We start from the raw sequence: 24,820 nt of genomic DNA on the forward strand, positions 1-24,820 counted from the left end.
ACGTGCCCGGCCCCACGCTCTCCCAGCACACCGCGGTGCATGGGCCGCTGGCCGAGATCCAGCTGCACCTGTTCGCTGCGGGCACCGCTGGGGCGTTGGCCGCCGTGCACGCCGCCGGGGTGGTCCACCGCGACCTGAAGCCCGCGAATGTGATCCTGGCCCCTAACGGGCCGCGGGTGCTGGACTTCGGCATCGCCCACATCGCGGACGGCACTGCGGTCACCCGTACCGGCATACTGACCGGAACCCCGGGCTGGCTCAGCCCCGAGTACTACCGGGAGGGGACCGCCGGACCGCCCGGGGACGTCTTCACCTGGGGCGCGCTGCTCGCCTTCGCGGCCACCGGCCGCCACCCCTTCGGCACCGGCAACGCCGAGGCCGTCGCCTTCCGCGTGCTCAAAGGCGAGCCGGACCTCGCAGGCGTCCCCGACGAGCTGGTCGGCGTGGTGGAGTCCTGCCTCGCCAAAGACCCGGCCCACCGGCCATCCTCCGCCGCCGTCGCGGAGCAGACCGCCGAACTGCTCGGCGGCCAGGCACCCCAGGTCCTCGGCGCGTTCCACGACCTGCCCACTGAGGTGTCGAACCTACTCGCCGAGCAGTGGCACCCCCCGACCGTCGAAGACGCACCCTGGCCCACTCATGCACTCCGCCGTCCCAGCAGGCGCGCCTGGATCACCGCCGCCGCGGTCGCCGTGTTCGCCGCGTCAGCCACGGGCACCTGGCTGACTCTGGCCTCGGGTCATGCCCAAGCAGGCAACCACTCCGCGCAGGCGGCCGCCCGCTCCACCCCTACCGCCGAATCGGCGGCCTCCAGATCACCCGCCGGCCGCGCCTCTGATTCTGCCCCTGCGCAGCCCCCGACCGCCGCGGCCTCGTCCGCGCAGCCGGCGCAGACGCAAGTGGTCATCCTCAGCCCTTGGTCCCCGGACGGCACTCCAGCGAGCGGCATCACGATCACCGACCGGGCCACCGGCTCCTGTTTCGGGACCGCCGGATCCACCATGCGTACGGACGCTTGGCGCTGCACCGCCGGCGACCGGCTCCTCGACCCGTGCTTCTCCCCGGGCTCAAATCCCGAGGACACCAGCGCGCTGTGCCTGGACGGATCCCCCCACCGCATGGTCGAACTGTCGGTCCCGCAAGGCTTTCCCGGCAACAACGACCACATGCCCGGCGGACCCGACATCGAACCGATCATCATCGTCCTGGCCAACGGAGCCCGCTGCTCCTTCATGAGCGGCGGTACCTCCAGCCTGGCGGGGCAGCGCCAAAACTACGGCTGCGACGACGGCGGCTATCTGTACGGCTCGCCGAACAAGACGACAGCGCTGTGGACGATCTCCTACTCAGCCCCGAACAGTGGCGCCAGCACCTCCACACCGATCACCACGGTCTACCAATAGTCCCAGGGCGAGCGTGACCAGCTGAGTGGAGGCTGCGGCTGCCGTCGGCGCCATCGTGCTTGCGCTCGGGTCGGATGCCCGCTTGCGGGTGGGCTGGCAGCGGGGCCTGGTGGCGCCATGTGCTGGCGTGCAGCGGGCTGCGGCCCTCTCCCGGTGTGCGCCCGTCGACCTTGCCGGTCTCGGCGTTGGGTTCCCGCCCGCCCGGGCGAGATGCCGGTGACGTCACTGAGGCGGTCGGCCCTCCGTCCGCCGGCGCTTCGCGGTGCGGATTCCCGCGGGGCGCCGGCCGCCGGGTACAGCCCGTCATGTGTCATCCCGCCGAGAGAGGACCACTCGGTGCGGACTGAGGTCGAACCGCCCGCACCGCACCTGGTCGCCGAGGGCGTGCAGCAGATCCTCACCGTCCTCGAGACCGACCACGAGTCCCGCGCCTTCTCCACCGCGTCGCTGGAGTACAGCGAGAACTGGCAGTGCCTTCACCGGCTTTGAGGCCGTGGTGGACTGGCATCTCGAGCAGGACGTGCCCGCGCTGTTCGCGGAGGGGCTGCGTGCAGGCGTAGGTGAACGCGCTCACCGGGGACGAGGAAGCGGCAAAGATCCCGATCGCCGTGCCGGTGGACGAGGCGACGCAGGCGATGCCGGCCCACAGCGTCATGGGCCGTGGGGAATGTCCACGATTCGAAGATGCTACCAATGGTAGTATCGAATCCATGAGCGGTAGTAAGAAGTACTCGATCAGCCTGCCCGAGGATCTCGCCGAGGGCGTGCGCTCACAGGTAGGCCCGGGCGGGTTCTCCGCCTATGTCGCTGAAGCCCTCGAGCAGAAGGTCGCGATGGATAAGCTCCGTGAACTCGTCGCCGACTTCGAGGACGACAACGACGCGCTGACCCGGGCGGAGGTCGAGGCTGCCCGTGAGCTGCTGCGCCATGATCGCCGACAGGCCGGCGGAGCTGCCGCCTGATGCCCGGCACGCTTCTCCTCGACAGTGAAGGCCTCTCCAAGCTCTACCTCAAGGACCGCACCGTTATGGCGCTCGTCCAAGCCGCAGTGGAAGAGGGCGTGCGGGTGGCCACCACGGCCATGACCACACTTGAAGCCGACTACGAGCGGATCCATCCCGCACGCATCAGGCGGGTTCTCTCCCGCATCGACGTCCGTGAGATCACCAGGGAGATCGCCGACCAGGCCGCCGAACTCCTGCGCGGCCACCACCTGCACGGCCACAAGTACGCGATCGACGCTGTCCTCGCCGCGATCGCCCGCACGGCACCCCGGCCGGTCACGGTCCTCACATCTGACCCTGAGGACCTCACGCTCCTGTGTGGATCTGGTGTTGAGGTGGTCAAGGTCTGACCGCCGAGCGCCGATCTCGGGCTGGAAGAGGCGCGTTTCACAGATCGAGCGGGGGAGCACCTCCGGTCAGAACGTGCTGGCGCGTTTCGCAGCAGCCCTGGGAGGCGTCTGCATCAGGCGATCTGCTTCGACGACGGGGATATCGCCGCTATCGCGTGAGCGGAGCGCTTGCCGATAACCTCATCCGCCCAGGTGGGAGCCGGCGTCACCGTGTGCCACGCCGCCGGGGTCGGGGCTCGGCGAGGTCGGCGGCAAGGACGGCGTGCGCGCCCTCGGCGCACGTACCGACCCCGCGCAGGCGGCGTCCTACGCCGACACGCCCGGCGTGGACGCACCCGCTGTGACGGCTACGCACTGCGGCCGCGCTCCACTGAAGCGCCCCATGGCGGCCGCAGCCCCCGCTGGTGTCGAGAGGCGGGATTTGAGCCGCGTCCAACCGGCGGGGTGGTGATCGCCTTGTCCGGCCACGTTGAACGCAGCCACTGTCGTCTGCCGTCTCGCCGGGACAGCGGTGCAAGGTCTGAAACTTCGTCCTGACCGACGCTCTTTCGATAGGTCCAACGGCTCTGCAGCGATGGTTAGTTCCGGATAGGGATGTGATGTTTCGCAGAGCCCGTTGACCTGTCGCAGCGCACCGTGACGGCCCCATACTCCGGGACCTGACGAACCGACCGGCGAAGGAGCACGGTGAGCGCAGCAGCGGCAGCAGCAGGGACCTGGAAGCTCGGGGATCTGGAGGTGAATCGCATCGGCTACGGCGCGATGCGGCTGACGGGTAACGGCATGATGGGGAACTCCGATGGCACGCCAATCGACCGCGATGCCGCCGTCGGCCTGCTGCACAGTGCGTTCGAGCAGGGCGTCAACCACATCGACACGGCCGCCTTCTACTTCTCACCAATGCGGTCCGCGAACGAGCTCATCAACCGCGCCCTGTCGTCCTGGCACGGCGACGTGGTCGTGGTGACCAAGGTGGGCCCGGGACGCGATCCCTCCGGCGAGTGGATCACCTGGGCCCGCCCCGACCAATTGCGCGGCCAGGTCGAGGAGAACTTGCGACAGCTTGGCCGGGACTACCTGGACGTGGTGAACCTGCGCGTCAACGGCCCCCTCACGGCCTCGATCGCCGAGCACTTCGGCGCCCTCGCCGAACTGTGCGAGGCCGGCCTGATCCGGCACCTCGGTCTCTCGGGTGTCGTGCCTGAGCACGTGACCGCGGCCCAGACGATCGCGCCCGTGGTCTGCGTGCAGAACTCCTACGGCCTGGACTGGCGCCGCGCTGACGAGAGTGGGCTGGTGGAGCTGTGCGGGGAGCAGGGCATCGCCTTCGTCCCGTTCTTCGCGGTCTCCGGCCTGCGGCGCGAGGCAGCCGCAGGCCAGGAGCAGGACGCCCGCGTCCAGTCTGTTGCCCGCGCCCACAATGCGACGCCGGCCCAGGTGCGGCTCGCCTGGACCCTGCACCGCGGACCGCACGTGCTGGCCATTCCCGGCACCACTAACCCGGTACACCTGGCAGAGAACATCGCCGCTGGAAGCCTGCGCCTGACCGAGGAGGAGTTGGCCGTCCTCGAGTCACCCGATGTGCGGTCCGACATCGGTGCGGGGCTTCGCAGCCGCCGAGCCCACGTGGGCAGCACCTGTCCGGCCTGGGCTGGGCGTCGCTCGGTGTCCTCGAGCTCACCGCACTGCCCACCATCGACGCCGAGCGATGGGTCCCCTGGATCCGGGAGGCCGACGTGCTCCTGGTCGACGGCGGCGACGCGACCTATCTGTGCCACTGGATGCGGGAGTCCGGGCTGGCCGATCTGCTGCCTTCGCTGCCCGACACGGTCTGGGTGGGAGTGAGTGCCGGAAGCATGGTGATGACACCCCGGATCGGAGCGTACTTCGCAGAGTGGCCGTCCGCGCCGGACGACCGCACCCTGGGAGTCGTCGACTTCTCGATCTTCCCGCACCTGGACGCCTTCCCGCAGAACACCATGGCTGACGCAGAGCGGTGGGCCGCCGACATCGGCGTCCCGGCCTACGCCATCGACGAACAGACGGCCATCAAGGTCGTCGACGGCTCCGTCGAGGTGGTCTCCGAAGGGCAATGGAAGAAGTGCGGGTCATAGCCGCCGGCCATCCGTTCTGACGATCAACGATGCCAGGGGAGCTGACGGCGCTTCACGCATGACGCCACCTCGATGGCGAGCGGGTCGGCCTACCGGGGTAGCGGACGAACCCGGCTACTGCCGTCCCCTGTAGGCCTCCCCACTCTGGGGCACGGCCTCGGCCGCTCGTGCGATACGGGTCGGCCCGTGATGAAGCGGATGACAGGTTGGCTTAGGATGCGCGCCCTGTGAAGTCAGGCCGTTGTCGTCGGGCTCCTGCGCGGTGCCGCCGATGTGAACGGTGCCCGCCGGGCAGCCCGCGCGCCGCGACCCGGACAGTGGCACGGAGAGATGAGGTGACGTGAAATCGCAGCTCTGGCCGCGTCACTTCACCTCGTCCCAGCGGGAAGAGGCGGGCGAACAAGCTGCCCCAGGCGGCGCAGGCCGAAACACGGGTCGGCCCCTCGAGGTCACTCCCGCCCGCTCACGCTCCGGGGCAGCACGGTGGCGCAGGGCTGCTGGGGACCGGCGCGCGGCCTCGGCGGCGAGGCGGCGGGGACCGGGTACCGCTGGAGCAGGTATCGCAGGAGCAGGAGCCCCGGGGCGGCGGGGGGCGTGGGACGCACCGCCGGACCGGCCGGTTCTGGGCCTCGCGGCCACGGTCGGCGAATAGTCCGGAACGACTCTCCGTCAGCCCCTCGTCGCGGCGGACGACACCGGCGTCAGCAGGCCTCGTGCCTGGACGGCGGGGAGGGACAGCGTGCGATAACCCACGCTCTCGAAGAGAACCGTGACCCTGTTCCCCTCTTCGCTCATCACCTCGCCCTCGCCCCACGTGCTGTGCCCCACCCTCGTCCCGGGCGGGAAGGCGCCGTCGGCCGCCACGGGTTCCAGCGGGTCGGGGCCCGTACCGGACAAGATGTCTCCCGTTCGGACGGGGGCCTCCTTCAACTCCTGTGCACGGGTGCAGGTGTCGCAGCCCGCGCAGTCGCCTTCTGCCAGACTCTCACCGAAGTACCCGAGCAAGTGGCGTCGGCGACAGCCGTTCGTCTCCGCGTACGCCCGCATCATCTCCACGCGGGAACGCTCCAGGTCGACACGGGCGGAGGCGATCCGCATCGCCTCTCGGACGCACGCGTCCCGCCGCGCCCCGGGCACGGCCCGGACGCCGCCGCGCTTCTCCGTCGTCACGGCTCCGGCCTCCTCCAGCAGGTGCAGCATCGACGTCAGCAGCGTCTGGGACAGCCCGGTGCGCTCGCGCAGAGCGGTCGCCGTAACCGGTCCCCGGTGCTCGCGCACCGCGTCGATCAGGCCGCCCAGCGTCTCCGGGTCGGGGTGAGCGCCCGTCCGGAACCGCTGCACGCCGAGGTCCTCGGGCCGGTACGCGAGGATCGCCGTCGACGGTTCCCCGTCGCGGCCCGCCCGGCCGATCTCCTGGTAGTAGGTGTCGAGGGACCCCGGAACCGATGCGTGCAGCACGAAGCGGATGTTCGGCTTGTCGATGCCCATCCCGAACGCGGAGGTGGCGACGACCACGTCGAGTTCGCCGTCCCGGAAGCGGTCGTGCGTCCGGGAGCGCTCAGCCGCCGACAGCCCCGCGTGGTAGGCGGCGCTGTCGAATCCGAGCGCCGACAGTTCCTGCGCGTACTCCTCGGTCTCCCGCCGCGTTCCCGCGTAGACGATGCCCGGTTTGGCCTCGGCCGCGGCCCGTTCCACCACCCACCGGCGCTTCTCCGTGTTCTCCCGGTGCCGTACGACCTCGAGCGTGATGTTACGGCGGTCGAACCCCGCGACCACCTCGTACGCCTCGTGCATGCCGAGCCGCTCCACGATGTCCGCCCGCACGGGGGCCGCGGCGCTGGCGGTGAGGGCGAGGAGCGGAGGCCGGCCGATGCGTTCGCGCACATGGCACAGGGACAGGTAGTCGGGCCGGAAGTCGTATCCCCACGAGGACACGCAGTGCGCCTCGTCGACCACCATCAGCGCGGGAGCGGCCGCGGCGATCTGATCCACCACCTCGTCCTTCGCGAGCTGCTCGGGCGAGACGAACAGAAAGTCCAGACTGCCTTCGCGGACGCGCTCCCACACGGCCTCGTTGTCCCGTGCGCGCTGTGCGGAGTTGACGGCCGAGGCGTCGGATCCCTCGATACGGGCGAGATGGGCGACCTGGTCCCGCTGGAGCGCTATCAGGGGGGAGACCACGACGGTCGGCCCCTCCAGCAGCACGCCCGGCACCTGGTACACGGCGGACTTCCCCGCACCCGTCGGCATCACCACGACGGTGTCGCGTCCCTCCACCACAGCCGTCATAGCCGCGACCTGGGACGGGCGCAGGCTCTCCCAGCCGAACACCTCACGGGCACACCGGTGCAGGCGTCTCCTGAGTGACCTGGTCCTGAAGCATCCGACCTTGACACGCATAGCACTCCTGACGCCGCTCTCCAGTAGGGTTCGGCGCTCGTGTACCCCCAACGGGTCGAAAAACGGTCTGGTCGCGTGGGGTTGTCGCTCCGCGTGCAACGGGTGCGGCAACCCAGGCTCTGGGGAGTAGGTGCGCTGCTGATGCTGATCAGCTGGAACCTCCACTCGCTGTCACTTCTCGCCGTGGGAATCGGCCTCGTCGCGTTGGGCCATGTCCTGAAGCCCATGCAGTGACAGCGAAGGCCGGCGGACTTCAATGGACGTGGCAAGCACTGGCAACCGCGATCAGTAGCCCAAGAAGTGAAGGGCCGGGGCTGTGACCTGCGACCGGGTAATCGATCAACGCTGCGACCTGCGACTTAGCTGTCGGTTGGTGTCAGCGTTGGTCGTCGTTGAGCGCCCTCGCAAGGCCTGGAGACGGCCCGAGCGGGGGTGTCGCGGTGTACCCCTCGATGCGAACTATGCGCCCAGGTGCTGCGGCTGGGCGATGTACGTCAGTCAGCCTCGATGACCGGCGTGGGGCGGGGGAAATCTGGCGGCAGACCATCCGGAGGAACCGTCCCGCGCACCATACCCGCGAGATACGGGGTGAGGCTCCCTTCGTATTCGCACCAGTCATCGTTACGACCCTCGACCAGCACGGTCCACGACTCAACGTCCGCGCCTGATGTGCGCCAATAGAAAACGTCGCCTTCCGCGGAATCACCCCACGGCAGGAGCCCCCCAGGCTCGGGGAACGGGACGTAGCCGTGCGACATGCCGGCGTCACGCAACTCCGCCAGGTTGCGTAGGAGCCCTTGCACCCCGGCGATGAAGTACTGCTCTTCTCCGACCGATGGAATGTGCAGGCCCAGGAAGTCGTCGACCGTGAACGGCGGGTAGGCCTCCGCGAGGGCAACGAAGTCCGAGGGCAGGAGGGCACCTGTCTCGCGTCGGACGAACTCCCAGTCGATGAGTCGGCGCTGGGCCGACCGGATGTCGAGCAAGGCCGGGACAGCTTCTTCCAGTTCGCGCAGACCCACCAGGTCACCTGACTTCCGGGGAGGACGTTGACGATCACACGGCTCCGGCGCAACTCGTACCGCACCCTACGGAGCGGTCGGCGTAGCGACTTTGGCCGGGAGTTTCAATGATCCAGTCAAGCGCGCTGTCTGGCACTTGGAGCACTAGTGTGGAAGATCAGGTCCGCGCACCAGACAGTCCGCCCCTGCACGCCCTCGCCGAGAACAACCTCTCCGCGGCGAGTCCTGATCTGCTGCGCGCGATGGTCAAGACGTTCGCCGACGCGCTCATGTCCGCAGAGGCCCACGCCCTCTGCAACGCCGAATACGGGCAGGTCAGCGACGAACGCGTCAAACCACCGCAACGGATACCGCCCACGCGAGTGGGACACCCGCGTCGGCACCGTCGAACTCGCCGTCCCCAAACTCCGCAGCGGAAGCTACTTCCCGCACTGGCTGCTCGAACGCCGCCGGCGGGCGGAGCAGGCCCTCATCTCGGTGGTCGCCACCGCCTACCTCCTCGGCGTCTCCACCCGCCGGGTCGAGAAACTCGCCGAGTCCCTCGGCGTCACCCAGCTCTCGAAGTCCGCGTGTGGTGCCTCCGGTCGTCGCCGGGGCCGCGCAGGGCAGCCCTGACGCTCACGTGACGCTCGTGCTGATGAGACGTCAGTTCCTGGCGCGGGCCCTGGGGCACAGTCATGTCCGCGGAGGCGCTCCTGCCTGCCTTCAAGACGGGTTGCCGGGCAAGGACGTGGTGCGGCTCGGGCGGCGCCACCGGCATCGGTGCCGCCCGTCCGCAAGCCTTATGTGTCTTTCTTACTTGTTGACCAGGGCCAGGTTGTAGAGACCGTCCATGGGCGTGCAGCTACTCCAGCGCCGGCAGGAAACCGCAGTTCAGGGCCCTCTCCTCCGGGAGGATCCGCCCAGCTCGTGACAGCTGTGCCGTAGCGGGTGATACGGCGAACCCGCCGGGGAACGTCTGACGGGACATCTGTGCGGAGCCGTGAGACGACGAAGCCGCACCGGAGTGCTCTCCGGTGCGGCTTCGGGCCGTGAGATCGGCTGCACTGGCACGCACCATGCGGTCGGCGGCCTTATGCGGTCCTTGTTCCTGTGCTGCTCTCGGAGGAGCGCCTGATTTGCGAGCGCACCCGCCCACCCGTCATGCCCGGGAGCGATCGGTGGTCGTGTCGCCTGCTGCCTCATCACTTACCGGGCGAGTCGGAGGAGGGCCTGAGTGTGGGTCTCTTTTCGGGCTCGGCGGCGGTCGTAGTAGGTGCGGGAGGCGGGGTCGTGGAGGGCGGCTGAACGCGGAGAGGAACATCGCGCGTGTGAGCTGTCGGTTCCCTGGGGGCGCGTGCGCCGTGTATGGAGGTCCCCGAGGATTTGGTGGCCGGTGCGAGGTCGGCGTAGGAGGCCAGGTGGGCGGCGCTCGGGAAGCTGCTGCCGTCGCCGACCATGACAGGGCAGCGCACTACAACACCTCGCCGTGGGCTGTGTGCTGAGCTCCTGGCGCACGCCCAGGCAGCGCAGCCGGACACCGGGCTGCCCGGATCCCGCGTCGTACGGTCTGATGTCGCGGCCGCCCACTGTCCGCAACGGATCTCACCGAACCCGGCGGTGCCGCCGGTACGGCCGAAAGATCTGAACCAATACCGGGAATCAGGCCGCGACGAGCTCCTGCTCGCGGTCCGGCGTCTTGACCTTGGGCTTCTTGTTCGGCAGCGAGAGCCGGAAGACTTTGCGCCACGCGGAGAACACCTGCTTGGGCAGCGGCCCGGTGACGTACTCCAGCTCGTACTTCTCGAACAGCGCGCGCACCTTCACCGCGACCTCGGCGTACCGGTTGCTCGGCAGGTCCGGGAACAGGTGGTGCTCGATCTGGTGCGACAGGTTGCCGGTCATGAAGTGCATGGCCTTGCTGCCGCTGATGTTCGCCGAGCCCATCATCTGGCGCAGGTACCACTGGCCGCGCGTCTCGCCCTTGATCGACCGGCGCTCGAAGACCTTTACGCCCTCGGGGAAGTGCCCGCACATGATCACCGAGTGGGACCAGATGTTGCGGACCAGGTTCGCGGTGAACGTGGCGGCGAGCGTGGTGAGGAACGACGGGCCCGACAGCAGCGGGTGGATCACGTAGTCCTTGAGCACCTGCTTGCGGATCTTGCGGCCCACGGCCTTGGCCCGCGCGCGGAACTCCGGGTTCTTGCGGCGGCGCTTGCGCAGGTTCTTGCCGAGCTCCAGGTCGTACGCTGCGATGCCGTACTCGAAGAAGCAGGCGTTGATGAAGTTCCACAGCGGCTGGCCGAGGTGGAAGGGGCGCCACTTCTGGTCCTCGTCGACGCGCATGATGCCGTAGCCGAGGTCGTTGTCCTTGCCGATCACGTTGGTGTACGTGTGGTGCAGCTCGTTGTGCGAGTGCTTCCACTGGTCGGCCGGCGAGACGTGATCCCACTCCCAGGTGGTGGAGTGGATCTTCGGGTCCCGCATCCAGTCCCACTGGCCGTGGAGGACGTTGTGGCCGATCTCCATGTTGTCCATGATCTTCGCCACGGACAGACCGGCGGTGCCGAGCAGCCACGCCGGCGGGAAGATCGAGAACAGCAGCACGCCCCTGCTGACCAGCTCCAGCTTGCGCTGCGCCGAGATGACCTTACGGATGTAGGCGGCGTCTTTCTCCCCGCGGTCGGCGATCACCTCGTCGCGGATCGCGTCCAGCTCACGGCCGAGCTCCTCGATCTGCTCCGCGGTCAGGTGGTCGGTGGGGTCAATGGCGGTCAAAGTGCTCCTACCGTTCGATGTCGCAGGGGCCCGCCGCGGCGGACACACAGGTCTGGATGAGGACGCCCGGCTCGGCCTCGGTGAGCTCGCCGGTGCGCAGGTCGCGGACGGCGCCCGCCTTGAGCGGCGTGACGCAGCCGAAGCAGATGCCCATACGGCACCCGGAGGGCATGAGCACGCCGGCCTCCTCGCCGACATCCAGCAACGGCGTGGCGCCGTCCGCGTCGACGGTCTTGCCGGTGGCGCTGAACGTGACCTCGCCGCCGTCGCCAGCGACGACGATGCTGGGGCGGAAGCGTTCGGTGTGCAGGCGCTCTTGTACGCCGTGCCCGCTCCAGTGCTCTTCGGCGGCGTCGAGCAGGCCCGCCGGCCCGCAAGCCCAGGTCTCGCGCTCGGCCCAGTCGGGCACGAGTTCGTCGAGACGGGCGACGTCGAGCATGCCGTCTGTGGAGGTGTGCACCTCGGTGAGCCGCAGCTTCTCGGCCGCGACGAGGTCGTGCAGCTCCCTGCGGAAGATCACGTCTTGCGGCTGGGGTGCGCAGTGGACCATGACGACGTCGTCGAACTCGGTGTTGCGCAGCATGCCCATCACGGGCGTGATGCCGCTGCCGGCCGTCAGGTAGAGCACCTTGGCGGGCTTGGCCTGCGGCAGCACGAAGTCACCGGTCGCCTGGTCGAGCTGGATCAACGTGCCCGGTTTCGCCCTGCGGACCAGGTGGTTGCTGACCTTGCCGTCCGGGATCGCCTTCACGGTGATCGTGACGCGGCCGTCCTGGCGGTTTGTCGGCGAGGTGAGGGAGTAGGCACGCCACAGGCGCACCCCGTCGACGTCGACCCCGATCCGCATGTACTGACCGGCTGTGTGGCCGCGCCAGCCCCGTCCCGGCCTGATCACGATGGTCGCGGCGTCATCCGTCTCGGGGTGCACGGCCTCGATGCGCCCCCGCAGGTCAGCGCCCGCACGCAGTGGGCTGACCAGGTCGAGGTAGTCCGACGGCAGCAGCGGCGTCGTGACCATCTCCAGCAGTTTCCACGCCCTGCTGCGAAGGGCTGCACTCGTCATGACTCCAGCTTGCTGCGTCTCAGGGCGTAAAGTCCTGACCGTAGGACGTGAATCTGGTGGGTGGAATTGTTCGCAGGGAATAAAACCGTGAGTCGTGTAACCCAGAGGGCCAGCGAACTGGCCCTGGATGAGACGACGGTCACCGCACTTCGGGCCGCGCTGAAGACCACCGCCGACGAGGTCGTCCAGGCGATCATCGACGAGGTCCCTCCCTACGCCAACGCCCTGTCGGGCCGCATGGGCGGCACCATCCGCCGAGCCGTTCGCACCGCCCTGGGGCACTACCTGGACCTCGCGAGCGGGAACGCCGCGGGCGGCGACGGAGGTGACGCGGCCTACGAGCTGGGCCGCGGCGAGGTGCGCGACGGCCGTTCGATGGACGCCCTGCTCAGCGCCTACCGCGTCGGCGCCCGCGTGGCTTGGCGGTGCCTGGCAGCGGGCGCCGTGTCCGCAGGTCTGCCCGCCGCCGAGGTGGCCAAGTTCGCCGAGCTGACCTTCGCCTACATCGACGAGCTTTCCGCCGCGAGCGCCGCGGGCCACGCCGACGAACTGGCCGCCCGGGGCAGGGCCCACGAGCGCCATCTGGAACACCTGGCCCGCGACCTCCTCGCCGGCGCGAGCCCGGACGTGCTGCTTGTCTCTGCTCAACGGGCCGGGTGGCAGCCTCCGGATTCGCTGACGGCGGTCCTGCTGCCCGCTGCCCAGGCCCGGCCTGCCTACCGCGCGCTCGACCCGGGCACCCTCGTCCTCGACGATCTGCCGGACGCCACCGGTGTGCTGCTCGTCCCCGATGCCGACCGATCACATCTCTTGCGGCAGCTGACCGACCGCACCGCAGTGGTCGGCCCGGCCCGGCCATGGACTCGTGCGTCCGCCTCGTACGCACGAGCCGTACGCGCGCGCTCCCTCTCCTCTGATATTCGCGACACCGAGGACCACCTGCCCGAGCTGGTGCTGAGCGCCGACGTGGACGCGTTGGCAGACCTGCGTGCCCGAGCCCTCGCACCGTTGCACACCTTGCCTGTCGCGACCGCACGGCGGCTGGAGGAGACATTGCGGGCGTGGCTGCTGCACCAGGGCAGGCGGGAGGAGGTGGCGGCAGCGTTGTACGTCCATCCCCAGACAGTCCGGTACCGGATGTCGCAGCTGCGGGAGCTGTTTCCGGATCTCGCCTCGCCACACCGGGTCCTTGAACTGACGCTGGCGGTCGGTCTTCGGGGCAGCTGACGCGTACTTCGACCGTCCACGCACTCCCGGCGGATCCCGGCACCACGCGCGAGGTCGCCCGCGAGCACCGCGTCCCCGCGTTCGACCTGGGGCGGCTCTCGTGCCTCGGCGTCTACCTGGACGTCCTTGAAGCCGGGACGGTCCGGGTGGGCGACGCGATCATGGTGCAGCAGGCCGGCTGACGGGGAGCGTTCCACCACGAGTCGCTCACCTACCGATCCGTCAGGCCCGCGTCTCGCAGCCCCGGCCAGACCCGGTCGCGAGTGAGTGGGAGTTGGTCGAGGCGGACGCCGGTCGCGTCGAGCAGGGTGTTGGCGAAGGCTGAGGCGACCGGGTTGAAGGGACGGACTGTCGGCCGTGACGCTCGTTTGACGCCCTGGGCACCCGCATGCATGGCGATGGGCCAAAAAATGGGATCTGACCTCTGGTTTTCCGAAGATCGCTCAGGTCGACATCTTTCTAATTGGCCCTGCGATGCCACCTGTCCGCGTGGTAGAAACCTGATGCTGTTCCCACGCCATGATCGCTTCCGCCGACCAGCTGCCCTCGGACGTTACCAACTTTGTTGGCGTGGTGTCGTCATGGTGAGGCCGGTTTAGGCGAGGCATCCGTTGATGAGGTTGCTGCGGTACTGGATGTGGCGGAGACCGTTTCGGAGTGTGCTGATGAGGGGGTCTGTCAATCGAGCGGTGTAACTGGGGTGGTGAGGGTTACTGACGGGCTGCGGAGAGCCGGCCGTCGAAGGTGATATCGAAGGCGTTCAGAGCGGTCTTCCAGCGCAGAGTCCAGCGGGTTTGTCCCCGGCCGGTGGGGTCGAGGGACATGATCGCCGTGTAGACGCATTTCAGGGCGGCGGTCTCGTTCGGGAAGTGTCCGCGGGCCTTGACCGCCCGCCGGATCCTTGCGTTCACGGACTCGATCGCGTTGGTCGTGCAGACGATGCGGCGGATCTCGGTGTCGAACCGGAGGAACGGAGTGAACTCTTCCCAGGCGTTCTCCCAGAGCCTGACGATCGCCGGATACTTCCTTCCTCAGGCGTCGGCGAACTCGGCGAACCGTTCGGACCCGGCTCGACCAGGACGCAGGCGGGATCGACGTCACCTTTGAGTGTGGCCCGGCCCGTCGGTTCGATCTGGTCGTCGGGGCGGACGGGCTGCACTCTGCGGTGCGCCGATTCGCCTTCGGCCCGGAGGGCGACTTCGTGGTGCTCCCCGCGCCCGCGGGGATGGCCCCGACCTCATGAACAACAGGACCCAGTACGGCCTGTGCTTCCCGTGCCTGCAGGGATGGCCCGGTCCGCCGGAATTATGTCAGTCCAATCACCGCTGGGTCGTGTCTGTGGCCTGTCGGCGGACTCCGTCCGCACCGGGTGGGTGACGCCTGGGACACGTGACCGGCTGCCCGCTGCTGGCTTCATCGGTTAGTGAGCGGCCCCTTGACCGGGGCGCGGGTTGCGGGCCGCTCAGGGCTTGCCGTCCTGTCGTGCGGCAGGGCACTACGACGTTAGAGCGCGGTGCCCTTCACGGTCGTGCTCAGTGAGGCGTCCGGGTGAGCCGCTGCGCCGCTCGTGGCACACCCTGACGCCACGACCGTAGGGCCCAGGTGACGCGGATTCGACGGCGCCCAGCAGCGCATCGCGCAGCGCATGGACCTGGTGGGGCGGGGGCGGCGTTGGGAGCCTGAGCTTGTTCTTTATGGTCTGACCTCGAACGATGCTCCGAACGTGAGCGCTCGTACGTGGATTCCGGGGACGTGGACACGGCCTCCGTCTGATCCTGTGCTCCGACTAAAGAGGCACTTGACCAGTACGAAGGCCGTGGGGAATGAGTTTGCTGCATCACGATGCACGGCAAGAAGCGTTCGCTGTGGCGTCACGCTTTCGGGACGACTTCTTCGAGTGCCTGACCGTGCGCGGGGACACGCTGTTCGAGCTGACCGACGCGCTGCTGTGCGCGGACGGGCCAGTGACCACGCCGGTGGACCTCACGCTGACGGCTGAGCACCGGCGCGGTCACGGCGCGATGTACGACGCGCTGAACAGCGGAGGTGTTGATGTGCCGCGGCTGCGGCAGGTGTTGGCGGGGCTGCCGCAGCCCGAGGCCGCCGACGGTCGCCTGGTCCTGGCGGTGGACGTCACCCACTGGCTGAGGCCGGACGCGCCGACCAGCGCGGATCGCTTGTTCTGTCATGTCTACGGCCGTAGCGGCCGGTCCTCCGACCAGTTCGTGCCCGGCTGGCCCTACTCGTTCGTCGCAGCGCTGGAGTCGGGCCGGACCTCCTGGTGCCAGATCCTGGATGCGCTGAGGCTGGGGCCGGCCGACGATGTCGCCGAGATCACCGCGGCCCAGGTTCGCCGAGTCGTCGAGGCTCTCATCGACATGGGCCGCTGGCACGCGGGTGACCGCGACATCCTGGTCGTCTTCGACGCCGGTTACGACGCCCCGCGCATGGCCTATCTCCTGGAAGGACTGCCGGTGGAAGTCCTCGGGCGGATGCGCACGGACCGCGTGATGCGCAAGCCGGTGCCAGTGCCGTGGATCTCGCCGCCGCAGGGCGGACGCCCACCGAAGCACGGCAAGGAGTTCCGCTTCGCCAAGCCCGACACCTGGGGCGAGCCCGATGCCGCGACCATGCAGGTCACCGACCGCTACGGCACCGCTCGCGCGATGGCATGGGATCGCATCCACCCGAGACTGACCACCCGCTCCGCATGGATCGACCACACTGGCGAACTCCCCGTCATCGAGGGCACCTTGATCCGCCTGGAAGTCGACCGCCTGCCCGGCGGCCACGACCCACTCCCCGTCTGGCTGGGGTCGTCGGCCACCGACCTGCCGGGCGCAGACGTCGACCTGCGCTGGCAGGCGTTCTTGCGCAGATTCGACCTCGAGCACACCTTTCGCATGCTCAAGCAGACGCTCGGCTGGACCCGCCCGAAACTCCGCACGCCCCAGGCGGCAGACCGGTGGACCTGGCTGATCGTCGCCGCCCACACACAACTCCGCCTCGCCCGCCCGCTGGCTGCGGATCTACGCCGCCCCTGGGAACCTCCGCCCCCACCTGCCCTGTCCGGCACGGGCGGCCAAACCCAGCCGACCCGGCCCCGGCAGGCCGCCCGGCTCGAAGAACCGGCACCCTGCCACCCGCTACGACGTGGGCAAAACAGCCAGGCGGCCCGAGACCATCGCCGAACGCGACCAGGTCAGACCATAAAGAACAAGCTCAGTACCTGTTTCTGAGGCCGACATGCCAAGGGCGGCAGGCAAGCCCGGAGGGCGGCGACCGGTCCGGTCGGAAAGGGGCGGCACGCCAAGAAGGCCACGCAGAGACCAGCTGGCGCCAGCAAGTACTGCCCAAAAGGACAATAGCGATCGAAGTGCTGTGATCCATAAGCTCGTCGAAGTCCCGCCACCACTCCTGCTTTCCCTGAACCGAGGACGAAGACATGCCTGCAGCGCGACACATGCTTGCCGCAACTGCTCTTGCTGTCATCGGGATTACCGGTGCGGCCGCTCCCGGGTCGGCCCAGGACATGGGCCATCGGGGACTGTCATCCGTAGCGCAGGCCAAGAAGGACCCGTGCGCCCACGCGGCCGAGTCGAAAATCGTCCGCACCTACACTCGGGGACCCAAGATCGGCCCGAAACTCGTTGTCGTCCTGCGCTGCGGCTCTTCCACGTGGGGTTACCGGCACCTGACGAAGAAGGGCCGCTGGTCCACCGCCTTCGACCGCAAGATAGCGAACACCATCCAGTCCGGGGCGATCACCGTCGACTTGCCAGGACAGAGGATCTTCGACGACGTCATCAAGCAGTGCCCTCCGAGGAGCCGGTTCAAGGTCGTGACGAACCCCGGCAAGATGGGCAGGAAGCCCCACATCAACCCGCAGGGTATCGTCACTGCGTACATCAACCCCAACAAGATCGGCGTGGCCTCGAAGAAGTGCTGACAACTCATGAAGACCACCGCACACATCAGTGACCTTCTCACCCCCTTCCTCATGGGACTGCACGACTTCGGGTCCGAAGTTCTCGGCGAGCACGACTGGGTCGAGGTGGTCGGCCTCGAGGCAGCCCCCTACAAGGGCTCGTACATCCTGGAAGTGGAGCTGTACGGGCACGGCCGCACTCGTGGTGTCACGGACATCGGCCCACGCGGTGAGCACTGGAAGGTGCGCTTGGAGTGCAAGGACCACCTGTCGCACGGTTTCTTCCGGTCTCCGCCGGCCTGGGAGGACGTCCGAGCCGCGGGCAACGGGCTGACCCTCCAGCTCAAGCTCTGGTGGGACACCCATCCACCCGGTGGCGGCCGGTCGGCGGACAAACTGGCCTGACCACCGCTGCCTCCGGCGACACGCACGAGGTTTCCCGCGAGCCGCCGGGTGACCGGCGTTGGTGGCCCGGGCGGCCGGTGCGGTGGCCCGTGCGGTGGGGCCGCCGAGGACCCGGACGGGGACGCGCTCGGCGGAGTTCGCGGGGATGGTGGCCACAGCAACCCATGCGGCTCTCTGGCTACCCCGAACAAATCGCCGACAGCGACTTCAGGTGACGGAGGGTTGCACTGCGTGCAAGAGGCTGAGCAGGTGCTCTGCTTCGTAGATGAGAGCGGCGCCCGCGGGAGTGGCTGCGAGGGGGCTGGTCCGTTCGATCAGCTGCGCGCGGGGCAGTTTCGACGCGTCCGTGCGTCGCGTCATCACGCAGCGCGAACAGAGGGCGAATCCCGATCGGGCCCGGCCGTGGCGCGGGCGGGATCGGCGCCGGTGACGCTGCGGGTCCTCGAGGCATGCTTCCAGAGCAGCACGGACGGCATCCCGACGCTCCCCCCCCCGCGGCACATCATGTTCTCCGCGAGAGTCACCCCTGGGAAACGCCTCGCGGCGCAGCGTGTCCGCGACGATCGATGCCACCTGGGCCCGGCTGACCCGGGCATCCCCCGTGCGGGAGAGGGGAGCCAGTGCCTGGGGCCAGGGCATGATCTGCGCCCACCGGCTTGGGGTGTAGGGGGCCGTGTGCGTGCCGGGCGTGCCGTCGGCGAACCTCGTCTTGTTCGCGTTCCACCACCGTCCCAGTGCATCCAGGGCGGCGTCGGGCAGCAGGCGCACGGCCATCTCCTGGTCCACCGCATCCGCCCGGTCCTGCCGGTCCTGTCTGGTCACCGTCCGCCCCCCGAGATCCTCTTCACCTTCGCCCCCGCCCACCCGCCCCCGCCCGCGCGGGAGCGGGAAGCTACGTGCTGCTCACCGGCCGTTCTTGGCGGTGTCACGGCGCGGCCGGTTGGGCTCCCGGCCGATCTGCGCGGCGACCTGCCTGATCTCCGTCTCACCGTAGGCGGTGCGCACTCTGGAGATGCTGTATCCGGCGCGGCGGGCGAGCTCTTCCAGTCCGTACGGGCGGCTGCCGTGGAACTCCCCTCCATAGGCGAGCAGTTGGCGGATCCGGGCGTCGACGGCCTCCTTCTGCGCCTTCAGTACCTCGAGCGCCAGCAGCAGCGGATCCACCTCGAGGCCGTCGCTCGCGGCCTCCAGGCGGAGGACGTCTTCCTTGCGCTGCTCGCCCACCTGCTCGCACGCGTCGGCGTAGCAGGCCTCGGGGGTGACGGATCCCGGCTCGGGCAATGGGTGGCGCAGGGCGGCCAGTTCTTCAATTGGATGCATGTTGCGATGAAGGACTGCATTGATCGCAATGGATTGACGACCGCGCTGCTCTGCAGCGCGGAAGCGCCCCATGGCTGCGGTCGCCGGCCGGTGTTGGGAGGCTGCGGTGGTGATGTTGGCTAGAACCCGGGGCCCGCGTCGCCGCCGCGCTTGAGGCATTCGTTCGCCGCGTCGAGCCAGTCACCTGCGGGTTCGATGGCTTGCTCGCGCTCGATGCCGGAGTCCACCTTTCCGTCAGCGGGGCGGGCGTCGTCGGCGATGTCGCGGGCCCGCTGGCACGGATCTGATGAGGGGCCGGACAGCTCAGCGACAGCGGGGTCTGTCAAATGAACGGTGTAACCAGGCTGGTTGGGTTACTGGTGGGCGGCTGAGAGCCGGCCGTCGAAGGTGATGTCGAAGGCGTTCAGCGCGGTCTTCCAGCGCATGGTCCAGCGGGCCTGGCCTTTGCCGGTGGGGTCGAGCGACATGATGGCCATGTAGACGCACTTCAACGCGGCCTGCTCGTTCGGGAAGTGTCCGCGGGCCTTGACCGCCCGCCGGATCCTGGCGTTCACGGACTCGATCGCGTTGGTGGTGCAGACGATGCGGCGGATCTCGGTGTCGAATCGCAGGAACGGAGTGAACTCCTCCCACGCGTTCTCCCACAGCTTCACGATCGCCGGATACTTCCGGCCCCAGGCATCGGCGAACTCCGCGAACCGCTCGAGAGCGGCTTCCTCGGTCACTGCTGTGTAGACGGGCTTGAGGAGCTTGGCGATCTTGTCCCAGTCCTGGCGGGCGGCATAGCGGAAGGAGTTCCGCAGCAGGTGGACCACACAGGTCTGGACGACCGTGCGGGGCCAGACGGCCTCGACCGCGTCGGGCAGGCCCTTGAGGCCGTCGCAGACCAGCATGAGCACGTCGTTGACGCCGCGGTTCTTGATCTCGGTGAGGATGTGCATCCAGTGCTTGGCGCCCTCACCGCCGTCGCCGGCCCACAGCCCGAGGATGTCGCGCCGGCCCTCGGTGGTGACGGCCAGTGCCACGTAGATCGGCCGGTTGGCCACGGCCCCGTCGCGGATCTTCACGTGGATGGCGTCGATGAAGACCACCGGATATACCGCGTCGAGCGGGCGGTTCTGCCACTCGGCCATGCCGTCCATGACCTTGTCGGTGATCGTCGAGATCGTCTGGCGGGAGACCTCGGCGCCATAGACCTCCGACAGGTGGGCCTGGACCTCGCCCGTGGTCAAGCCCTTCGCGGACAGGGAGATGACCATCTCGTCCACGCCGGTCAGGCGCTTCTGCCGCTTCTTGACGATGTTCGGCTCGAACGATCCATCACGGTCTCGGGGCACGGATATTTCCACCGGCCCGACGTCCGTCAGGACGGTCTTGGCGCGGGTGCCGTTACGGCTGTTGCCGCCGTTCTTGCCGGCCGGATCATGCTTGTCATAGCCGAGGTGATCGGTGATCTCACCCTCCAGGGCGGACTCCAACAGCCGCTTCGTCAGCTGCTGCAGCAGCCCGCCTTCGCCGGTCAGCTGCAGGTTCTCGGCCCGGGCTCGGGACACCAGCTCGTCGATCAGCCGGTCGTCCACCGCCTTCGACGGCCTCGACTCAGACGGCTCGACAGCCTCGGCCTCGGCCACGTTCTCACTGGTCATCGATGCATCCTCCTTGATCGGGAGTTACACCGAACGATTTACAGTCCCGAACGAAGCACTGATGTGGAGGCAGTTGCCTCCGGGTGGCTACATCATGGCGGTCGGCGACTGTCTTAGGGGTCGTTCTCTTTCCGGACCTCGTGTGTGGTTTCTACTGGCCAGGCATGAGAGCCCAGTTGTCACGGGAGTCTCGGTCCATTGCTGACCGAGGTGCCGAGCTGGAGCGGGTGCGGGCGGCTCTGGTGGAGGCGGAGGAGGTGCTCAGGCGCCGGGTGATCGGGCTTGAGCAGTATCTGGAGGCGCTGGCCGAGGAGGAGGCGCCCGCCGTAGTCGCCGGCGGGGTGTCGCAGAGGAAGCCGGTGGGGCCGCGCCGGGCCGTGCCTCACCGCCAGGGCGCGGCCGGAACCGAGGTGCTGTCGGTGGACTACCAGGCGTTGATGGTCGCCGCTGCGGAGGCGGGAGCCGATGGGCTGGGTGCCCGGCGGGCAGCGGTGGTGCTGGGCTGGGACAGCGCGTCCGCTTCCCGTGTCGAGGGCGCGAGGGCCCGGCTGAAGCGGCTGGTGGAACGGGGCTGGCTGGTCGAGGAGAAACCGGGCAGGTTCATGCTGCCCAGCGCCGGAGCAGGACGCTGCCGGCGCTGGGCGGCCAGGCGACGGCTCATGAGCATGGTCATCGACCACAGGATGACGCTCTCACTGGTGTCGGTGCGCCGTTCGTAGTCACGGACCAGGCGCCGACTGCGCAGGAGCCAGGCGAAGGATCTTTCGACGACCCAGCGGCGGGGCAGGACCTGAAAACCTTGCACGTCGTCACTGCGGCGGACGATGTCGAGGACGACTCCGAGGTGCTGGGTGGTCCAGTCGGTGAGGTGGCCGGTGTAGCCGCCGTCGGCCCAGATGCGCGTCAGGCGCCGGAAGTGCTTCTTTGCTGCGGGCAGCAGGATGCGGGCCGCATCCCGGTCGGTCGTGGAGGCCGGCGTGACCAGAAGGGCCAGCAGGAGTCCGAGGGTGTCGGTGAGCAGGTGACGCTTGCGCCCGTTGGATCTTCTTCCCCGCGTCGTATGCAGCGAGGGTGACCGTGGCGTCTGCCTTCACCGATTGCGAGTCCACGACCGCCGCACTCGGATCCGGGCTGCGGTCCTCAGCTTCGCGGACGGCCTCGCGCAGGCGGTCGTGCAGCTCGGCCACAGCCCCGCGTCTCGCCAGCGGGCGAAGAAGGCATAGACGCGTTGGGTTTTGGGGTGTGGGTTCCGTTTGGTGGGGGGTCGGTGGGTTGGGGTGGTGTGTTTGCGGGCCGGGTGTGGGGGTGTGAGCTGTGGTCTTGTTGTTTTAGGGGGCTGAGGGGGGAGGTGGTGGGGTCGGTCGGTTGTAGATGTGGGTGCGGGCTTGTTGGTCCGGCCGGGTTTCGGTGCGGGGCCGTGCGTGGCTTGGGCGACGGTGTGCGAGGGCTGGGGGATGCCGGGGGAGGTGGGTGAGGGTGGTCTAGGTCGAGGGTCGGGGCGGCCTCGGGTCTGCCACAAGCGCCGGGCAACTGGGGCCTGTATCGCTGGCATCGGGGCCTGTATCGCTGGCATCCAGACGGGATGGCTGCATCTGCCCTAGTGGGGTGACCGGTTGAGCGGCGTGGTGGGGGAGGTGGTGCCGTCGCCAGGGGCGATGCCGGCGGGCGTGTTCGTCGTGGTGCCGGTTCCCCTGCGGTGCTCGAGGGTCGGCGAGGGGGAGGGCAACGTTCCGCCGCACGGGCTGGGTTGCGACCAGCCGTGGGCAACGACGCGGTCTCCACACCCCGTTGTGCCGTAACTCACAGTAACTGGGGTGTGGTGGGGGAGAGGTGTGGGGGGTGCGTGGTGGCGGCTTTGCGGCGACGTGCGGTTTCGCCGGGTGTTCGGCGGTGTCGGGCCGGGCCGGGGGGTCCGGTGCTGGGTGTGGGCGGGGTCACCGATAGGGTGTGATGTGCGCCCCCTCCCTGGCTGAGCACACGAAGACCTGCAGCCGAGGAAGGGAGCGCAGAGGATGGCGTCGACTCCGACGGGGTTGCCGGCCCCGCAGGAGGGTGACCAAGCACCTGCTGGAAAGTAGTCCAGCAGCGTCCGGGTGGCTCCGGACGCCGGGTGCGCGGCACCCGCCGCCCTAAGGCCTCGAGTCTCTTCGTCCTCGGCAGGTCGGAAGACTCGGGGCCCCTCTTCTTTTGTCTCCAAAGACCTGGGAATCGAACCTGGTCGGATACGACGTCCGGGCCCTTGGGTGGTAATCCCTCACACTGGCGGTCCGGGGGTGGAGGAGACATGCTCTGCGCCTCCTTGAATCCCGAAACCGCTGTTCACGTGTGGGGTCAGGCGGAAAAATACACCGCCGACACCTTTGAGGGTGTGTCACTAAACTGTACCTGTCGCCGTGTGGGGAGGGTGGATGGCACGAGGGCTCGCCGTCATGTTCGACGGTGTGAGGCTGCGTCAGGCGCGCGCCGCGGCCGATGAGGGGCGGGGGGTGAGTGCGGCGGAACTCGCACGGCGTGTCCGCGCGACCAAGGCGCAGATCCTGTCCTATGAGAACGGGGCCAGCAGGCCGGACCCGCAGCGCATCCGTGAGCTGGCACGGGCGCTGGGGATCGAACCGCTGCAGCTGTCCGATCTGCGCGACAGCCAGGAGTGGACGCTGGCCGATCTGCGGCGTGCCCACGGGTTGAGGGCGTTGGACGCCGGGAGGAGTCTGGGACTGTCGCTGAGGGCGTATCGCCGGTTGGAGAGCGAGGGCTTCGTGCCCGCTCACCGCTTCGACCTCATGGGCGGGCTGGCCGGGCTGCTGGGTATCTCGGTCGGCGAGGCGGAGGAGTATCTGTGCCGGGCTCCGCTGCTGTCGCAGCGTCTTGACGATGTGCGCGAGCCGCTGACCTGTCTGCTGTCGCACTACCTGCAGCCGCGGAATTTGGATCGGCCGGGTCCGGGGGACGACGAGATCGTCATGCTGGCGGGCCTGTATCGCCGCTCGCCTCTGACGGTGGCCCGGATCCTCGGGCACGAAATCGTCCGGCTGCGGGGGATGCGGCGACGCCAGGTGGGGTTCGAGGCCGCCGCCGACTTCGGGGCAACGGCCGAGGAGCAGTCCAAGGGACGCAGTGCCGCGCAGGCCGAGGCGCGCAAGATCCGCGATGTCATCGACGCCCTCCCTCAGAGTATGGACGCCTTCTTCCGGTGCATGCTGCCTCAGGACACCTGGCGCATCCTCGCCCTGTTCTACGCTCTGCGCCCTTTGGGGGGCTGGCTCTCCTGCGAGCAGTTGCAGGCCACCGCCGCGCAGCTGGCGGTGATCCCCTCGCATCTTCTGGAGAGACGAACGGCCCAGAAGGACGCCCCGAAGGCGGAGTACCGCATCTCGGAACAGGGCGCCAAGCACTGCGCCGCCTATCGGTCGTGGTACGACGCCTGCTATCCCGCCGTGCAGTCCTTCGTCCAGGTCAACGAGCACGCTTTGGCCGGGCACATGCGGGACTCCGACCTCCACGACCTTTTCGCCCGGTCGCAGGCCGTGCTGTTCAGCTTCGACGGACTGCTGTGCCAACTCTTCGGCCAGCACAACCTGCAGACCGTCTCCGACCGGCTCCTGCACAACGCCCAGTTGCTGCAACTGGCCCTGGCACCGCAGACCCCCACCGATCCCGTGGGCATGCTCCGCGCGCTGGTACGCCAGGGCTCACCGGCCCAGATCCGCCAGCTGGACCGTCTGTTGACGGGTTTCGAGACCGAGGCCGCACGCCACGCCGCGCCCCTTCCCGGAGTGCACCAGCTGCTGCGCACCCTCACGGAGAGCAACCGGCGCCTGGCCGTGGTCACCGACCATGCGTCCTGCGCGGTGGAGGCCTTCCTCGAGCGGCTGCCGGCGGAGATCCCGGCCAGCCGGATCGCCGTCTTCGGCCGCCCGAGCGATCCCGAACTGATCAAACCCAACCCGCACGGCCTCGCCCGCGCCACGGCGGTACTGAAGGTCCCCCACGCGCGAACGCTGCTGATGGGGGCGTCGGTCGCCGACGCACTGGCCGCGCAGTCGGCGGGTATCGCCTTCGTCGGAGTCGCCGCCACGACGCGACGGGCGCGGATGCTGCGCGACGCCGGGGCGACCCGCACCGTGGCGAGCGTGCGCACCGTCAACGCCGTCCTCAAAGAGCAGCAGGCCGACGGCTGA

The 24,820-nt window shown here is 68.7% G+C and carries 18 protein-coding genes and 7 pseudogenes; 14 read left to right on the plus strand and 11 right to left on the minus strand.

Annotated features, from left to right (window positions below; genetic code table 11):
- The 6 genes and pseudogenes from ACF1A5_RS31310 to ACF1A5_RS31335 form a co-directional block, all read left to right on the plus strand.
- On the plus strand, positions 1 to 1,403 hold a 1,403-nt coding region (locus ACF1A5_RS31310), incomplete at its 5' end, for a serine/threonine protein kinase (RefSeq protein WP_392196241.1).
- Between the two features lie 336 nt (positions 1,404 to 1,739).
- A complete protein-coding gene (locus ACF1A5_RS31315) occupies positions 1,740 to 1,892 on the plus strand; it encodes a hypothetical protein (RefSeq protein ID WP_392196242.1) in 153 nt (50 codons plus the stop codon).
- A 221-nt stretch (positions 1,893 to 2,113) separates the two neighbouring features.
- Entirely contained in the window at positions 2,114 to 2,365 is a 252-nt protein-coding gene (locus ACF1A5_RS31320) for a hypothetical protein (protein WP_392196299.1), read from the plus strand.
- Positions 2,365 to 2,757, plus strand: coding sequence for a type II toxin-antitoxin system VapC family toxin (locus ACF1A5_RS31325; RefSeq protein WP_392196243.1), 393 nt, complete (start codon positions 2,365 to 2,367; stop codon positions 2,755 to 2,757). The genes ACF1A5_RS31320 and ACF1A5_RS31325 overlap by 1 nt, the downstream gene beginning before the upstream one ends.
- Before the next feature lie 687 nt (positions 2,758 to 3,444).
- Positions 3,445 to 4,326 (plus strand): annotated as a pseudogene (locus ACF1A5_RS31330) (aldo/keto reductase); the annotation flags it as partial.
- 125 nt (positions 4,327 to 4,451) lie between these two features.
- On the plus strand, positions 4,452 to 4,871 hold the full coding sequence (locus ACF1A5_RS31335) for a Type 1 glutamine amidotransferase-like domain-containing protein (RefSeq protein WP_392196300.1): 420 nt from the start codon (positions 4,452 to 4,454) through the stop codon (positions 4,869 to 4,871).
- Between the two features lie 669 nt (positions 4,872 to 5,540).
- Here ACF1A5_RS31335 and ACF1A5_RS31340 read toward each other — a convergent pair.
- Together ACF1A5_RS31340 and ACF1A5_RS31345 are read right to left on the minus strand one after the other, a co-directional pair.
- Positions 5,541 to 7,271, minus strand: a complete 1,731-nt coding sequence (locus ACF1A5_RS31340; RefSeq protein WP_392196244.1) for a RecQ family ATP-dependent DNA helicase — start codon at positions 7,269 to 7,271, stop codon at positions 5,541 to 5,543.
- 494 nt (positions 7,272 to 7,765) lie between these two features.
- Complete coding sequence (locus ACF1A5_RS31345) at positions 7,766 to 8,293, minus strand: hypothetical protein (RefSeq protein ID WP_392196245.1); 528 nt, start codon at positions 8,291 to 8,293, stop codon at positions 7,766 to 7,768.
- 107 nt (positions 8,294 to 8,400) lie between these two features.
- Between ACF1A5_RS31345 and ACF1A5_RS31350 the strand changes: the two are divergent.
- Positions 8,401 to 8,860, plus strand: a pseudogene (locus tag ACF1A5_RS31350) (transposase); the annotation flags it as partial.
- Positions 8,861 to 9,484: 624 nt separating this feature from the next.
- On the opposite strand, the pseudogene ACF1A5_RS31355 reads toward ACF1A5_RS31350, so the two are convergent.
- The 3 genes and pseudogenes from ACF1A5_RS31355 to ACF1A5_RS31365 form a co-directional block, all read right to left on the minus strand.
- Positions 9,485 to 9,735 (minus strand): annotated as a pseudogene (locus tag ACF1A5_RS31355) (transposase); the annotation flags it as partial.
- A 199-nt stretch (positions 9,736 to 9,934) separates the two neighbouring features.
- Entirely contained in the window at positions 9,935 to 11,053 is a 1,119-nt protein-coding gene (locus ACF1A5_RS31360) for a fatty acid desaturase family protein (RefSeq protein WP_392196246.1), read from the minus strand.
- Between the two features lie 7 nt (positions 11,054 to 11,060).
- Positions 11,061 to 12,116, minus strand: a complete 1,056-nt coding sequence (locus ACF1A5_RS31365; RefSeq protein ID WP_392196247.1) for a ferredoxin reductase — start codon at positions 12,114 to 12,116, stop codon at positions 11,061 to 11,063.
- Between the two features lie 87 nt (positions 12,117 to 12,203).
- On the opposite strand from ACF1A5_RS31365, the gene ACF1A5_RS31370 reads away from it, so the two are divergent.
- Positions 12,204 to 13,343 (plus strand): PucR family transcriptional regulator, encoded by a 1,140-nt coding sequence (locus ACF1A5_RS31370; RefSeq protein ID WP_392196248.1) that lies wholly within the window; start codon positions 12,204 to 12,206, stop codon positions 13,341 to 13,343.
- Positions 13,344 to 14,053: 710 nt separating this feature from the next.
- Here the strand turns inward: ACF1A5_RS31370 and ACF1A5_RS31375 are convergent.
- Positions 14,054 to 14,374 (minus strand): annotated as a pseudogene (locus tag ACF1A5_RS31375) (transposase); the annotation flags it as partial.
- Positions 14,375 to 14,406: 32 nt separating this feature from the next.
- On the opposite strand from ACF1A5_RS31375, the pseudogene ACF1A5_RS31380 reads away from it, so the two are divergent.
- The 4 genes and pseudogenes from ACF1A5_RS31380 to ACF1A5_RS31395 form a co-directional block, all read left to right on the plus strand.
- Positions 14,407 to 14,547: pseudogene (locus ACF1A5_RS31380) on the plus strand (monooxygenase); the annotation flags it as partial.
- A 619-nt stretch (positions 14,548 to 15,166) separates the two neighbouring features.
- Positions 15,167 to 16,582 carry an NF041680 family putative transposase gene (locus ACF1A5_RS31385; RefSeq protein ID WP_392196249.1) on the plus strand — a complete coding sequence of 472 codons (1,416 nt, stop codon included), beginning with the start codon at positions 15,167 to 15,169 and terminating at the stop codon, positions 16,580 to 16,582.
- Positions 16,583 to 16,788: 206 nt separating this feature from the next.
- On the plus strand, positions 16,789 to 17,292 hold the full coding sequence (locus ACF1A5_RS31390) for a hypothetical protein (protein WP_392196250.1): 504 nt from the start codon (positions 16,789 to 16,791) through the stop codon (positions 17,290 to 17,292).
- Positions 17,293 to 17,298: 6 nt separating this feature from the next.
- Complete coding sequence (locus ACF1A5_RS31395) at positions 17,299 to 17,676, plus strand: hypothetical protein (protein ID WP_392196251.1); 378 nt, start codon at positions 17,299 to 17,301, stop codon at positions 17,674 to 17,676.
- A gap of 207 nt (positions 17,677 to 17,883) precedes the next feature.
- Here ACF1A5_RS31395 and ACF1A5_RS31400 read toward each other — a convergent pair whose 3' ends face one another.
- From ACF1A5_RS31400 to ACF1A5_RS31415, 4 genes are all read right to left on the minus strand, one after another.
- Entirely contained in the window at positions 17,884 to 18,498 is a 615-nt protein-coding gene (locus ACF1A5_RS31400) for a hypothetical protein (protein ID WP_392196252.1), read from the minus strand.
- An 81-nt stretch (positions 18,499 to 18,579) separates the two neighbouring features.
- On the minus strand, positions 18,580 to 18,996 hold the full coding sequence (locus tag ACF1A5_RS31405) for a hypothetical protein (RefSeq protein WP_392196253.1): 417 nt from the start codon (positions 18,994 to 18,996) through the stop codon (positions 18,580 to 18,582).
- 119 nt (positions 18,997 to 19,115) lie between these two features.
- A complete protein-coding gene (locus ACF1A5_RS31410) occupies positions 19,116 to 19,322 on the minus strand; it encodes a hypothetical protein (RefSeq protein WP_392196254.1) in 207 nt (68 codons plus the stop codon).
- A 27-nt stretch (positions 19,323 to 19,349) separates the two neighbouring features.
- Positions 19,350 to 20,642 carry an IS256 family transposase gene (locus tag ACF1A5_RS31415; RefSeq protein ID WP_392196255.1) on the minus strand — a complete coding sequence of 431 codons (1,293 nt, stop codon included), beginning with the start codon at positions 20,640 to 20,642 and terminating at the stop codon, positions 19,350 to 19,352.
- Positions 20,643 to 20,806: 164 nt separating this feature from the next.
- On the opposite strand from ACF1A5_RS31415, the pseudogene ACF1A5_RS31420 reads away from it, so the two are divergent.
- Positions 20,807 to 21,305, plus strand: a pseudogene (locus tag ACF1A5_RS31420) (hypothetical protein).
- Positions 21,306 to 21,360: 55 nt separating this feature from the next.
- On the opposite strand, the pseudogene ACF1A5_RS31425 reads toward ACF1A5_RS31420, so the two are convergent.
- Positions 21,361 to 21,708 (minus strand): annotated as a pseudogene (locus ACF1A5_RS31425) (transposase); the annotation flags it as partial.
- Between the two features lie 1,342 nt (positions 21,709 to 23,050).
- Here ACF1A5_RS31425 and ACF1A5_RS31430 point away from each other — a divergent pair.
- Positions 23,051 to 24,820 carry an HAD hydrolase-like protein gene (locus tag ACF1A5_RS31430; protein ID WP_392196256.1) on the plus strand — a complete coding sequence of 590 codons (1,770 nt, stop codon included), beginning with the start codon at positions 23,051 to 23,053 and terminating at the stop codon, positions 24,818 to 24,820.

The sequence above is a fragment of the Streptomyces sp. NPDC014864 genome (assembly GCF_043081525.1).
In the GTDB taxonomy this organism is placed as follows: Bacteria; Actinomycetota; Actinomycetes; order Streptomycetales; family Streptomycetaceae; genus Streptomyces.

Coding starts and splice junctions, on each gene's coding strand:
- ACF1A5_RS31320 (WP_392196299.1), top strand. CDS start 2,114: ATGAGCGGTAGTAAGAAGTACTCGATCAGCCTGCCCGAGGATCTCGCC.
- ACF1A5_RS31325 (WP_392196243.1), top strand. CDS start 2,365: ATGCCCGGCACGCTTCTCCTCGACAGTGAAGGCCTCTCCAAGCTCTAC.
- ACF1A5_RS31340 (WP_392196244.1), bottom strand. CDS start 7,271: ATGCGTGTCAAGGTCGGATGCTTCAGGACCAGGTCACTCAGGAGACGC.
- ACF1A5_RS31365 (WP_392196247.1), bottom strand. CDS start 12,116: ATGACGAGTGCAGCCCTTCGCAGCAGGGCGTGGAAACTGCTGGAGATG.
- ACF1A5_RS31385 (WP_392196249.1), top strand. CDS start 15,167: ATGAGTTTGCTGCATCACGATGCACGGCAAGAAGCGTTCGCTGTGGCG.
- ACF1A5_RS31390 (WP_392196250.1), top strand. CDS start 16,789: ATGCCTGCAGCGCGACACATGCTTGCCGCAACTGCTCTTGCTGTCATC.
- ACF1A5_RS31395 (WP_392196251.1), top strand. CDS start 17,299: ATGAAGACCACCGCACACATCAGTGACCTTCTCACCCCCTTCCTCATG.
- ACF1A5_RS31405 (WP_392196253.1), bottom strand. CDS start 18,996: ATGCATCCAATTGAAGAACTGGCCGCCCTGCGCCACCCATTGCCCGAG.
- ACF1A5_RS31415 (WP_392196255.1), bottom strand. CDS start 20,642: ATGACCAGTGAGAACGTGGCCGAGGCCGAGGCTGTCGAGCCGTCTGAG.
- ACF1A5_RS31430 (WP_392196256.1), top strand. CDS start 23,051: ATGGCACGAGGGCTCGCCGTCATGTTCGACGGTGTGAGGCTGCGTCAG.